The organism is Methylobacterium terricola (genome assembly GCF_006151805.1).
In the GTDB taxonomy this organism is placed as follows: domain Bacteria; phylum Pseudomonadota; class Alphaproteobacteria; order Rhizobiales; family Beijerinckiaceae; genus Methylobacterium; species Methylobacterium terricola.
Window position 1 is genome coordinate 105,889 of sequence record NZ_VDDA01000001.1, and the last position, 12,969, is coordinate 118,857.

The window sequence follows — 12,969 nt, forward strand, 5'->3', positions numbered from 1 at the left end:
GCCGCACAGGCGTCGACCGGACCGCACCGTAGAGTCATAATCCCCCACGGGGATAAGAGACCTGACGCAGAAACGTCCGACCCCCGTTCCGGGAGGGTGACGATGGCGGCAGATCCGCGGCACACCAGCCGGCGCCTCTACGAGGGGCCGGACCGGGCGGTGGCCCGCTCGATGATGAAGGCGATCGGCGAAACCGACGAGAGCCTGGCGCGGCCGCAGATTGGCATCGCGCATTGCTGGATCGGCACCGCGCAATTGGAACCGCCGCGAGCTCGCCGCCCTGGTGGCGCAAGGTGGGCGGCACGCCGCTCGGGGTCAACACGGTCTCGATCGACGACGCCATCACCACCGGGGGCTCGCGCGGGCGAGCTGTTCTCCGGCCGCAACCTCATGGTCACGGACGTCCACGAGGCGATCGGCGCCGACAAGGCGGGCGTATCACCGAGGACGAGCGACGCGACGTCGAGGACCGGGCCTGCCCTGGATCCGCAAGAAACGGACGAAGTCGGGCAATCCCGGATTCCCGCAGGGAGAAGAGGAGAGCCGCGCCCTACCCCGAATGCCACAGAGGCCACCGGAGCGGATTGCAAATTAATAGGTTGCGCGCAAAATAATCATGGCAACCGTGCATCCCGGAGAGGGCGCGCGCATCCAGGGAGGACGCCATGTCGATCGACGCCAACAAGGATCTCGCCCGCGCCTATTTCACCGCCTTCCTCGAACGGGACGGGGCGTGGTGGCAGCGGCACATCGCGCCCGAGTTCGTGCGCCACGATCCCGGCCTGACCTTCGCGGTCCGCGGCCCCGAGGGCGTGGCCCGGCTCGGCGAGGTGCTGCATGGCGGCGTCACCGAGATGGCGCTCCCGATCGACGAGGTGGTTGCCGAGGGCGACCGGGTGCTGGTGCGCCTGCGATTCCAGGGCCGCCACACCGGCGACCTGATGGGGCTGGCCCCGAGCGACCGCAGCATCGACATCGCGGTGATGGACCTGTTCCGGATCGTCGACGGGCGCCTCGTCGAGCATTGGGCGTTGCTGGACAATCTCGGCCTGCTGAAGCAGGTCGGCGCCCTCCCGGCCTGACCGTTCCCCTCATCGCTCAGCCGGGAGAGATCAGCATGTCCGCCCCCGAGATCATCCTGCACCACTACGCCTTCTCACCCTATGCCGAGAAGATCCGCCTCGCCCTCGGGATCAAGGGCCTCGCCTGGCGCTCGGTCGACGTCGCGATGATGCCGCCGCGCCCGCTCCTGGATCCGCTCACCGGCGGCTATCGCCGCATCCCGGTGCTGCAGGTCGGCGCCGACATCTACTGCGACACCCATGCGATCCTGCCCGCCCTGGAGCGCCTGGCCCCGGAGCCGAGCCTGTATCCGGGCCTCGGAGCGCCGCTCGCCGAAGGCCTGACCTTCGGCCTCGAACGCGACCTGTGGCTCGCCGTCATCGGCGTCACGGTGCATTTCGCCGGCGACCTGCCCGGGGCGTTCCTGCGCGACCGCAAGGACGATTACCTCTACGTCGACATCAGCCACGCGGCGATGGAGCCGGACTTCGCCCGCAACGCCCAGCGGGTCGCGGCCTGGACGGCGTGGCTGACGCAGGCCCTCGCAGACGGCCGGCCGTTCCTCGGCGGCGAGCGGGCCGGGGCGGTGGATCTGGCGCATTACCACCTGCTCTGGCTGATGCGCGGGGCTGAGCGGGCCGCCTCGGTCGACCCGTTGCTCGGGCTCGGAGCCGTTCACGGCTGGATCGACCGGGTCGCCGCCCTCGGGCACGGCCGGCCGCAGGAGATGAGCGCCGAGGCGGCCCTGGAGGTCGCGAAGGCGGCCGAGCCGGCGACGGTCGAGGCGGTCAACGCGGTGCCGGACCTGATCGCGGTCTCTCCCGGCGATGCCGTGACCGTCACCCCAGACGATTTCGCCCGCGTGCCGGTCGAGGGCCGGCTCGTCGCGGTCGATGCCGGCCGCATCGTCATCCGCCGCGACGACCCGCAGGCGGGAGCGCTGCACCTGCATTTCCCGCGGGCCGGGTTCACGGTGGCGAAAGGCTGAAGCCCGTCGTCCGGCCGCGCACCCTGAACTGACATCCTCCTCGTCATCCCGGGTTCTCGGCTGCGCCGACCGGGATGACACGCGGATGCGGGCACCCCGTCGCCCGCTCGACGGGCCTTGTCGCCAGCGCGAGCACCCGGCCTGCCCGGCTCCTCCCCCACCGCCCCGCCGAGACCCCGTGACGCGGCGATCCCCACGGGAGTAGCCGCAGCGGAAGCGGCGCCTATTTGCCTCGGCGCACCGTAGGGTCGGGCCGGGTTCGGGATGAAGAATCGTGTCGTCAGGGCGAGGCCGCGGGTCCATTCCCTCAGCGCCCGATGTCACGGCCCCGTCCTAATACTCGGTAATAGTATTCCGCACCCGACGGATCATCACACGATGCCCGGGCGGCACGTCTCGCACAGCCGAGGCCGCCGGCTCGCGCATCACGATCGCCGCGCGCGATCGGCACGGAAGGAACGACGGCGTGGAAACCTATAAAGACGTCCTGTCGGGCAAGTGCCCCTTCGGCGGCGACCGCGTCGGCGGCGCCCTCGCGTCGCCCCCGACCCTGGAGGAGTGGTATCCCGATCGCCTGCGCGTCGAGACGCTGCACCAGAACGGGCCGCAGGCGAACCCGCTCGGCGCGGAGTTCGATTACCGGGCGGCCTTCGCGGCGCTCGACTACGACGAGCTGAAGCGCGACATCAAGCAGTTCCTGACCAGCTCGGTCGCCTGGTGGCCGTCGGATTACGGCAATTACGGCCCGCAGATGATCCGGATGGCCTGGCACTCGGCCGGCACCTACCGCATCGCCGACGGGCGCGGCGGCGCCGGCCAGGGCCTGCAGCGCTTCGCGCCGATCAGCAGCTGGTGGGACAACGGCAACACCGACAAGTCGCGCCGCCTGCTGTGGCCGATCAAGCAGAAATACGGCGCCGCCCTGTCCTGGGCCGACCTGATGGTGCTGACCGGCACCTGCGCCCTCGAGATCATGAACTTCCCGACCTACGGCTTCGCCGGCGGCCGCGAGGATGCCTGGGAGGCCGACAACGCGACCTACTGGGGCCCGGAGCTGTGGGACCCGACCAACGTCAAGTCGTTCGACGAGATGGTCAACCGCGACAAGCGCTGGCGGGGCCAGAACGGCGACCCCGATTACGACCTCGAGAACCCGCTCGCCGCGTCGCACCAGTCGCTGATCTACGTCAACCCGGAAGGACCCTACGCCAACGGCGATCCGATGGGCTCGGCCCGCGACATCCGGGTGACCTTCACCCGCATGGCGATGAACGACGAGGAGACCGTGGCGCTGATCGCCGGCGGCCACGCCTTCGGCAAGAGCCACGGCATGGTCAAGGCCGACAAGATCGGCCCGCCGCCGGAGATCGCCCCGATCGAGGCGATGGGGCTGGGCTGGCACAACCCGGTCGGGACGGGGGCTGCCGAGAACACGATGACCAACGGCATCGAGGGCTCGTGGACGCCGGATCCGACGACCTGGGACAACAGCTACCTGGAGAACCTGTTCAAGCACGAGTGGAAGCAGACCCGCAGCCCCGCCGGCGCCCTGCAATGGGAGCCGGTCGATGCCGACGCGCCGAAGACGCCCGACGCCCACATCCCGGGGAAGTCCCACCCGCTGATGATGATGACGAGCGACATCGCGCTCAAGACCGACCCGGTCTATCGCGCGATCTGCGAGAAGTTCCTGTCGGACTTCGACTACTTCACGCTGCAATTCTCCAAGGCGTGGTACAAGCTGACCCACCGCGACATGGGCCCGAAGGAGCGCTACGTCGGGCCGGAGACGAAGATCGAGGACGACCTGTTGTGGCAGGACCCGATCCCGCCGGTCGACCACCCGCTCGTCGATGAGGCCGACATCGCCGCCCTGAAGGCGGAGATCCTGGCCAGCGGCCTGTCGGTCTCCGACCTCGCCTTCACGGCGTTCGCCTCGGCCTCGACCTACCGCAACAGCGACAAGCGCGGCGGCGCCAACGGCGCCCGCCTGGCGCTGGCGCCGCAATCGGGCTGGACCGTCAACCGGCGCACCCTGCCGGTGATCGAGCGCCTGCGCGCGATCATGGCGGACTTCAACGGCAAGGCCTCCGGGGGCAAGAAGGTCTCGCTCGCCGATCTCATCGTGCTCGGCGGCTGCGCGGCCGTCGAGGAGGCGGCGAAGGCGGCCGGCGCCGCGACGACGGTGCCGTTCGTGCCGGGCCGGATGGACACCACCGACGCGCTGACCGACGCCGACAGCTTCGAGTGGCTGAAGCCCCTGGTCGACGGTTTCCGCAACTACGTCGATCCGTCCTTCGCCGAGATCACCCGCGGCCGGGTCTCTCCCGAGCAGGTCTTCCTCGACAAGGCCAACCTGCTCGCTCTCACCGCCCCCGAATGGGTGGTGCTGACCGGGGGCCTGCGGGCGCTCGACCTCAACCACGACGGCTCGCGCCACGGCATCTTCACCGACCGCGTCGGCGTCTTGACCAACGACTTCTTCACCGTGCTGACCAGCATGGACTACGAGTGGAAGAAGGCGGACGAGGCCGGCACGACCTTCACCCTCGACGCGCGCGAGGGCGGTGGGACGACGTTCACGGCGACGCGCTGCGACCTGGTGTTCGGCTCGAACGCGCAGCTTCGCGCGATCACCGAGATCTATGCCGGGAGCGACGGGCAGGACCGGTTCATGCGCGACTTCGTCAAGGTCTGGCACAAGGTGATGATGCTGGATCGGTACGACGTGAAGCGTAATGATGCCGGGATGACGAAGGCGGCGTAGTTCAGGTGCTTGACCCGTGAAGCACGTCCCCTCTCCCGCCCGGGAGAGGGGATCCCGCGAGTTTCACGCCCGGGGATAGCGCTGGAGATTATTGAATGCCGGTCCGACATGCGCACCGGGACGGATGCCGTCCCAGTCGTCCCGTGGCCGCGCAGCTGAATCCGGGATCATACAGCTTCGTGTCGGGAACGCGCGGATCCCGCGGACGCTCGGCGTCGTACCGATCCTTGTGGGGAGCGAGCAGAGCATTCCAGGCCGCGTGATCCCGCCCGAAGTCCCGTTCTCCCTCTGCAGGTCGCGGCATCACTCATACCCTCTCGCCTTGGCATCGACACGTCGATGCCAAGGCGTCCGGCGCATCGGCGCCGGCGCCCGTTCGGGCTTGCCTTGAGCCGTCGAACGGATCCGTTCGACGGCACGGCGGTCTCAGACATCGGTCGGCCCTCCTCTCTTGCCTAGGATGCTGTACGCTTCGCCCCGGGCCGCTCGGTCATGCCGACAACCCGGCCGTTGACCACCTCCACGTCGCAGTAGGCGCTCCAGGTGGGAGACCGGAACCCTTCAGGATCGGGGATTTCCTGGCCGACCGGGATGGCGAACGTCTTGCTGACCCACTCGGCCCAGACCGGCTTCTCGGTCCCGTAGACTTCCCTCATGCCGATATCCCGCTCTCCGTCGGAGAGTGCCTCGACGGTGCCGCCGAAAGCGATGACGAACAGGCGATCGTCCTTGATCTCCCAGGTGGCCACGTAGCCGCGTGTGCCGTTATACCCCCCTGCGAACATATGCCCACGCGGCAAATCGAAATCGGGTGGGAATGGCGCCAGTCCGGGGGATAGTGGGCGCCGGCATCCTCTGAACAAGATCCAATCTGGAATTTGGCGGCTCATGCAGCGGATCCCCTCGTGAACGACCGTGAACAAGGTGATTTGATTTTTCGAGCGCTGTCCGCCCTGTCCTGCACCGTCGACGATGATGAGTCCCGTGATCCCGGCGTCGCCGAGCCCGAGGACGACATCGAGGGTGTGACGTGGAGGGTGCCGATTGCGTCAGCGTCCATCACGCCGCCCCTGAAGCCGATCCGTCACACCGCCATCACCTTCGGTATCGCTCCCCGCAACCGCGAGTACCCCCGGTTCGACAGCGGCCACGCCCGCTCGTCCCACACCCGCCGGATCCGAGAGCAGCCCACCGGCAGCGCCTCGGCCGAGGGTCCGACGGGCGCAAAAGCCGTCACCACCGGCAGGTCGCCGGCCCACCCCTCCCCCATGGGCTCGACCGAACAGCCGAAATGCTCCCCTGCGCGGGCGAGCGCGTCCGCCATCGCCGCCGCATCCGCCGCGCGGACCCGGTCGCTCGCGCCGTCGACCGAGGCGGTCAGGCCGGCGACCCGCATCACCCGGGCGCCGCCGAGGGGCAGGCTCTCCGGGTGAAGGTCGTCGAGGTGCAGGAGCAGGGCGACCGGTCCGTCGGGCGCAGGATCGGCCGGCGACAGCGGCCCCTCGCGGGGCGGCATCGCCTCGTCGAGGCAGGCGGCGTGCTCGTCGAGCCCGGCGGGATCGTGTCGCCCTTGCGTGAATTCGCGGATGTTGTCGCGCCGCGCCAGGTAGTGCTTGCCGCGTGTGTGCAGGCCCGCGACCCAGCGCCAGGACAGGGTGTTGCTCGCCGGGTCGCCGTCGAGGAGGTGGCGCAGGAAGACGTCGGCGCCGAGCTCCCAGGGCAGCCTCAGGGTGAAGATCCAGATCGAGGCGAACCACATCCGGGCGTGGTTGTGCAGCCAGCCCTCCGCGACGAGCTGCGCCGCCCAGGCGTCGAAGCCGTCGATGCCCGTCTCCCCGGCGATGGCCCGCGCATGGGTCCGGCGCAGGCCGGGCTCGGCCGCGAGGCGTGCCCGCGCGGCGTCGCGCCCGGCGAGGTACCGCGTCCAGGCTTCGGGATGGGTCTCGAGATGGCCCTTGAAGTAGGTGCGCCAGAAGATCTCCGAGACGAACTTCTCGGCGCCGCGCTCGCCGAAGGCGCGGATCGCGGCCCGGGCGACCTCCTCTTCGGTCAGGAGCCGGCGGCGCAGGTACGGCGAGAGCGCCGAGGTCGTCGGCACCGTCCCGGGACCGCGATCGGTGTTGCGGGCCGCGGCGTAATCGGCGCCGGGGCCGGCGAGGAAGGCGGCCAGCGCGTCGAGGCCGGCGGCACGGGTCATGACGGGAGAGAGCGACATGGCCATGATGTAGGACGGCCGAGCGCCCCGGCAGCCGAGCCGCGTCGCCTCAGGCCAGGATCGCCGGCGCCGCGAGTTCGGACCGCCCGCCCGCCCGCGGCCCGTCCTCGGCCTCGTCGGAGAACCACAGCACGGTGGCGCGCAGGCCCTGCTCCAGCGGCACCCGCGGGGCCCAGCCCAGGAGCTCGGAGGCGCGGGCGATGTCGGGCCGGCGCCGGCGCGGGTCGTCGACCGGCAGCGGGTGGTGGACCACCGACGAGGGCGAGCCGGTCATCGCCAGGACCCGGCGCACCAGGTCCGACACGGTCAGCTCGACCGGGTTGCCGAGATTGACCGCGCCGATGTCGCGCGCCTCCGCCTCGTGCTCCATCAGCCGGTAGAGGCCGTCGATCAGGTCGTCGACGTAGCAGAACGAGCGGGTCTGGCTGCCGTCGCCATAGACCGTGATGTCGTCGCCGGCGAGCGCCTGGCAGATCACGTTCGAGACCACCCGCCCGTCATCGGCGCGCATCCGCGGCCCGTAGGTGTTGAAGATGCGGGCCACCCGCACCGCGGCGCGGCCGGCCCGGGCGTAGTCGGCGCACAGGGTCTCGGCCGCCCGCTTGCCCTCGTCGTAGCAGGCGCGGGGCCCGGTCGGGTTCACGTGGCCCCAATAGCCCTCCTGTTGCGGGTGCATCTCCGGGTCGCCGTAGATCTCGGAGGTCGAGGCCTGGAGCAGGCGCGCGCCGCTCTCCTCGGCCGCCAGCAGCAGGTGGCGGGTGCCGAGCACGCTGGTGAGCAGGGTGTGCTCGGGATCGGCCTGGTAATGCGGCGGCGAGGCCGGGCAGGCGAGGTTGTAGATCCGGGAGAAGCGCTGGCGCCGCAAGCGGGCCGGCAGGGGCTGGACGACGTCGTGGGTCACCACGTCGAAGCGCGGCTCGCGCTCGAGATGGCGCAGGTTGCGCCGCCGGCCGGTGCCGAAATGGTCGAGGCAGACGACCTCGTGCCCTTCGGCGAGCAACCGGTCGCACAAGTGAGACCCCAGGAACCCCGCGCCGCCGGCGACCAGGACGAGCGTGCTCTCGCGGTGTCTCATGCGGTCGATCCTCTTCCAGCCTGGCCGGACGGGACGGGCCCGCCCGGGACGCCCCCCAGCGCCTCACGAATCCGGGATCTTTGTTCCCGGGCCCGCACCCGCACACAACGCGGCGTCTCACGCCCTCGTTGCGATACAGGGTGTAAGTATTTTTAGGGTGCTGCGCGGCGCTCGCCAGCCCCCGCTTCGTGCAAGACGACCCGGTTCGCGATCGCGTCCCGGAGCGCCGCTTCGAGCTCGGCCGCCCGGCAGGCGGCACTGTGGCGGGCAAGCACCCGCGCGCGCGCGGCCTCGGCCAGGACCGTGCGGGCGGCCTCGTCCTGCCGCTCCAGGATACCCAGCACGGCGTCGGACCCGTCGGCCACCAGGATCTCGCGGCCCGGCGTCAGCACGGTGTCGAGCCCGTCCCAGGCATCCGAGATCAGCGGCGTGCCGCAGGCGGCGGCCTCGAACAGGCGCACGCTCGGGCTGTAGCCGGCGGCGATCATGTCGGCCCGGGTGACGTTCAGGGTGTAGCGGCTGGCGCCGTAGAAGGCCGGGTGATCGGCCGGAGCGACGTGGTCGAGGCGGGCGACGTTCTCCGGCCAGGCGATGTCGTCCGGATATTGCGGCCCGGCGACGGCGAAGCGCCGGTGCGGCGCCCGCCGGGCGGGCTCGATCAGGAGCCGCTCCAGGGTCGGCTGCCGGTCGGGGCTGTAGGTGCCGAGATAGCTCAGGTCGTAGCGGCGCGGGCTCGCCTTCGGCGCGTAATGCTCCGGATCGACCGAGCAGTAGAGCGCCCGGGCCATCGGCGCGCCGTGCTCGCGCTCCAGCCGCTCCAGCGTCGGGCCGCCGGTGAACGACAGGTAGAGGTCGTACGATCGGATCAGCGCCGGCGTCAGGTATTCGTGGTCGCCGCGGGCGAGCTTGGCCAGCGTCACCGGCGTGTCGATGTCGTAGAAGGCCGCGATCCGCCCCGCCCCGTGCGCCGCCCGGATCGCCATCTCGCCGACCGCCAGACCCTCCGGCACGTAGGAGCCGACCATCACCGCGTCGGCGGCGCGCAACCGCGGCATCAGTTCCACGAGGGCGGCGAGGTCGCGGTAGAGCACGAGGTCGCAATAGCCGGGCTCGGCGAGGTCGCGATGGGCGGCGTACCAGGGCACGTCGCGCTCCAGGAACGTGATCCGGTGGCCCCGGGCCGCGAAGGCCCGCAGCAGCGCCCGGTAGGTGGTGGCGTGGCCGTTGCCCCAGGACGAGGACAGGCTCAGGCCCAGCACCACGAGGTCGAGGGGCCGGCTCACGCGGACGCCCCCGACCGGCGGGCGGACAGGGCCCGGCGCAACAGGGCGTCGACCTCGGCGCCGCGGCGCGCATAGGTGTGCTGGTCGAGGATGCGGCGGCGCGCCGCCTGCCCGATGGCGCGAGCCCGCTCCTCCGTGAGCGCCTCGACATGGGCGGCGACGTCGCGCCCGTCGCGGGCGACCAGCACCTCCTCGCCCTCCGTCAGGAACATGTCGAGCCCGGTCCAGGCATCGGTGATCAGGCAGGCGCCGGCGCCGGCGGCCTCGAACACCCGGGTCGCCGGCGACCAGCCGGTGGCGGCCATCGAATCGCGGGCGATGTTGAGCACGGCGCGCGGCGAGGTGTTGAAGGCGTTGTGGTCGGCGGTCGGCACGTGGCCGATGCGGCGCACGTTCTCCGGCAGCGCCCGCCACTCCCAGCCGTTGCCGCCGATGAGGAAGCGCCGCTCCGGCAGGCCCGCGGCGGTGTTCAGGAAGAACTCCTCCACCCGCGCCTCGCGGTCGGGCAGCCGGTTGCCCAGGAAGGCGAGGTCGGCGGAGAACCGCGCTTCCGCCGGCACCGGATGGTGGGATTGGGGATCGAGCGCATTGTAGATCGGCACGCAGTCCTTGGCCCCGAAGCCGCGATACGCCTCCACCACCGGCGGCCCGCCGCCATAGGTGAGGACGAGGTCGAGATCCGGCAGGACCCGCCGCATCGGGTGATCGGGGGCGGCGCCGATCTCGGCGAGCGTCGCCGGGGCGTCGACGTCCCAGAACAGCCGTACCGCGTCGGGGCGGGCGGTGCGGGCCAGTTCCACGAGCAGCAGGTCGTCGAACACGCCGACGCCCGAGGCCTTCACCACCACGTCGGCCCGCGCCGCCTCGGCGATCACGCTCCGCGCGGCCCCCTCGGTGGCCTGGTAGACGACCACCTCGGCCCAGTCCGGCGGGTCGATGTCGCGGTGCTGCTGGCGCTCGAAGGCGTCGGGCTCGTAGAAGGTCGTGCGCCAGCCCCGGCCGGCGAGGTCGCGGATCAGGCCGCGGTAATAGGTGGCGGCGCCGTTCCAGTAGGCGGAGAGCAGGCTGGAGCCGTAGAAGGCGAGGCTGGGCATGCGGCGCGGGGGCTCCCTCTGACGCACCGCGCATCCCGCGATGCTCCCTGACTGTATGCCCAGATGGCGGAGCGGCGGCGTTTGGCAAATCCCGCCGCCGGAGAAACCGAGGCGACCGCCCGCGTTGACACCGCGGAAAGCCCGGCCGATACCGCGCCCGGCTCCCGATGCGCAGACAGATCCTCAAGACCGCGACGATCATCGTCCACGACCTCGTGGCGACGGCCCTCGCCGTGCTCCTCACCTTCGTGATCCGCTTCGACGGCCCGCTCCTGGCCGAGCGGCTCGCCCACCTGCCGGTGCTGCTGCCGCCCTTCGTGGCCTGCGCCGGCCTGGTCTACCGGGCCTTCGGGCTCTACCGGACCAAGTGGCGCTTCGCCTCGCTGCCGGATCTCGCCAACATCGTCCGGGCGGTGGCGGTCCTCACGCTGCTGCTCCTGGTGCTCGACTACGTGCTGGTCTCGCCGGTCGCGTTCGGCATCTACTTCTTCGGCAAGATCGCCATCGGGTTGTACTTCGTCCTGCAGGTCTTCCTGCTCGGCGGGCCGCGGCTGGCGTTCCGCTACCTGAAGTACAGCCGCTCGCGCCAGAGCGCGGCCCGCGCCGCCAGCACGCCGACCCTGCTGATCGGGCGCGGCCACGACATCGAGGTGGTGCTCCGGGCGATCGAATCGGGCGCGGTGCGCAAGCTCGACCCGAAGGGCATCCTCTCGCCGCGGGCCGAGGAGCAGGGCCAGACCATGCGCGGCGTGCCGGTGCTGGGTGCCGTCTCCGACCTCGACGAGGTGGTGGCCGGCATGGCCGCCCGCGGCATGCCGATCCGCCGCCTCGTCGCCACCCCGAGCGCGCTGGCGCCGGAGGCCGAGCCCGAGGCGCTGATCGCCAAGGCGCGCCGCCTCGGCCTGCCGCTGGCGCGCGTCACGAGCCTCGGGGATGCCGGGCGCGGGGCGGAGCTGGCGCCGATCGAGATCGAGGACCTGCTCCTGCGCCCGACCGTCGCCATCGACAAGCCGCGGCTCGAGCACTTCCTGACCGGGCAGCGGATCGTCGTCACGGGCGGCGGCGGCTCGATCGGCTCGGAGATCTGCGCCCGGGCCGTGGCCTTCGGGGCGAGCGCCGTCCTGGTGCTGGAGAGTTCCGAGCCCGCGCTGCACGGGGTCCTGAGCCGCCCCGGGCTGTCCGGCCACCCGGCGGTGAGCGGCGTCATCGCCGACATCCGCGACCGCGACCGCTTGTTCCGCGTGCTCAAGGACTTCCGGCCCGACTACGTCTTCCACGCCGCCGCGCTGAAGCAGGTGCCCTACCTGGAGCGCGACTGGAGCGAGGGCATCAAGACCAACGTCTTCGGCTCGGTCAACGTCGCGGACGCGACGCTCGCCGCCGAGGCCAAGGCCCTGGTGATGATCTCGACCGACAAGGCGATCGAGCCGGTGTCGCAGCTCGGGGTGACGAAGCGCTTCGCCGAGATGTACGCCCAGGCCCTCGATGCCGGGCGGACCAACGACGAGACCCGCCTGGTGGCGGTGCGGTTCGGCAACGTGCTCGGCTCGGTCGGCTCGGTGGTGCCGGTGTTCAAGGCGCAGATCGCCCGCGGCGGCCCGGTGACGCTCACCCATCCCGACATGGTGCGCTACTTCATGACGGTGCGCGAGGCGGCCGATCTCGTGCTCACCGCCGCCTCCCATGCCGACCGCGAGGCCCGTGCGCCCGGCGCCGGCGACCAGCGCGCCGCCGTCTACGTGCTCAAGATGGGCCAGCCGGTGCGGATCCGCGACCTCGCCGAGCGGATGATCCGGCTCGCCGGCTTCGAGCCCGGCGAGGATATCGACGTGGTCGTCACCGGCGCCCGCCCGGGCGAGCGCCTGAACGAGATCCTGTTCGCCCGCGACGAGCCGATGGTGAACCTCGCGGGCATCGACGGCGTGATGGCGGCCAAACCCGTCTTCGCCGACCGCGCCCAGCTCGCGGCCTGGCTCGACCGCCTGGCGGCGGCGCTGGCAGCGGACGACCGGACGGCGGCCGACCGGGTGTTCGGGGAAGCGATCCCGGACTTCCTGCTGCGCAGCGAGGCGGTGGGCGAGACCGCGCGCCTGTCGCGGGCGGGATAGGAGGCGGTCCCGCTCTGGGGATGCCGCATCCGGCCCCGAGCCGGCACGGCTCTCGTTCGGCCCGTTCTCTGTGACGAACCGGGGCCCGCCTCGCCGGACGAGGCTTCGGTCGGCCCGCACCCGGCCTGCGTGCACTTGGTCTCTCCCGGCGCAGGGAGCCGTGGACCGACGCCCGCAGCCCGGCAGGCGCAAGAGCTGTGGCAAGACCTGTGGCAGGAGGCGACGAGTCCCGCCCGAGCAGCGAAGGGCTTCGGTCATCCGTCACGATCTCGTGAACTTTGTACAATTTTAACGTGCGGCACCTCGCGACTGGTTTCTTCGATCGACCCCAAATCCGTGACAGATTTATCCTGTGTGTCTCTCGTCGAGCGAACAGC

General features: G+C 71.1%; 9 protein-coding genes. 4 read left to right on the forward strand and 5 right to left on the reverse strand.

Translation table 11 applies throughout. From position 1 onward, the window contains the following. Positions 1–665 precede the first annotated feature (665 nt). The 3 genes from FF100_RS00460 to katG all read left to right on the forward strand — a co-directional run bounded on the left by FF100_RS00460 (position 666) and on the right by katG (position 4,817). The gene (locus tag FF100_RS00460; RefSeq protein ID WP_139033605.1) at positions 666–1,082 is read left to right on the forward strand and encodes an ester cyclase; all 417 of its coding nucleotides are present in this window, start codon (positions 666–668) and stop codon (positions 1,080–1,082) included. 35 nt (positions 1,083–1,117) lie between these two features. Continuing rightward, on the forward strand, positions 1,118–2,050 hold the full coding sequence (locus tag FF100_RS00465) for a glutathione S-transferase family protein (protein ID WP_139033606.1): 933 nt from the start codon (positions 1,118–1,120) through the stop codon (positions 2,048–2,050). A gap of 466 nt (positions 2,051–2,516) precedes the next feature. Continuing rightward, the gene (gene katG / locus FF100_RS00470) at positions 2,517–4,817 is read left to right on the forward strand and encodes a catalase/peroxidase HPI (RefSeq protein WP_139033607.1); all 2,301 of its coding nucleotides are present in this window, start codon (positions 2,517–2,519) and stop codon (positions 4,815–4,817) included. Between the two features lie 455 nt (positions 4,818–5,272). Here the strand turns inward: katG and FF100_RS00475 are convergent, their stop codons facing one another. The 5 genes from FF100_RS00475 to FF100_RS00495 form a co-directional block, all read right to left on the reverse strand. Then, positions 5,273–5,566: a hypothetical protein gene (locus FF100_RS00475; RefSeq protein WP_139033608.1), complete on the reverse strand. Its 294-nt coding sequence runs from the start codon at positions 5,564–5,566 to the stop codon at positions 5,273–5,275. 335 nt (positions 5,567–5,901) lie between these two features. Next, positions 5,902–7,032, reverse strand: coding sequence for an FAD-binding domain-containing protein (locus tag FF100_RS00480; RefSeq protein WP_246101854.1), 1,131 nt, complete (start codon positions 7,030–7,032; stop codon positions 5,902–5,904). 49 nt (positions 7,033–7,081) lie between these two features. Beyond that, complete coding sequence (locus tag FF100_RS00485) at positions 7,082–8,107, reverse strand: UDP-glucuronic acid decarboxylase family protein (RefSeq protein WP_139033609.1); 1,026 nt, start codon at positions 8,105–8,107, stop codon at positions 7,082–7,084. Between the two features lie 152 nt (positions 8,108–8,259). Then, positions 8,260–9,390: a CgeB family protein gene (locus tag FF100_RS00490; RefSeq protein ID WP_139033610.1), complete on the reverse strand. Its 1,131-nt coding sequence runs from the start codon at positions 9,388–9,390 to the stop codon at positions 8,260–8,262. After that, positions 9,387–10,484, reverse strand: a complete 1,098-nt coding sequence (locus FF100_RS00495; protein WP_139033611.1) for a CgeB family protein — start codon at positions 10,482–10,484, stop codon at positions 9,387–9,389. The genes FF100_RS00490 and FF100_RS00495 overlap by 4 nt, the downstream gene beginning before the upstream one ends. A 167-nt stretch (positions 10,485–10,651) precedes the next feature. On the opposite strand from FF100_RS00495, the gene FF100_RS00500 reads away from it, so the two are divergent. After that, the gene (locus tag FF100_RS00500; RefSeq protein WP_139033612.1) at positions 10,652–12,592 is read left to right on the forward strand and encodes an SDR family NAD(P)-dependent oxidoreductase; all 1,941 of its coding nucleotides are present in this window, start codon (positions 10,652–10,654) and stop codon (positions 12,590–12,592) included. Positions 12,593–12,969: the final 377 nt, after the last annotated feature.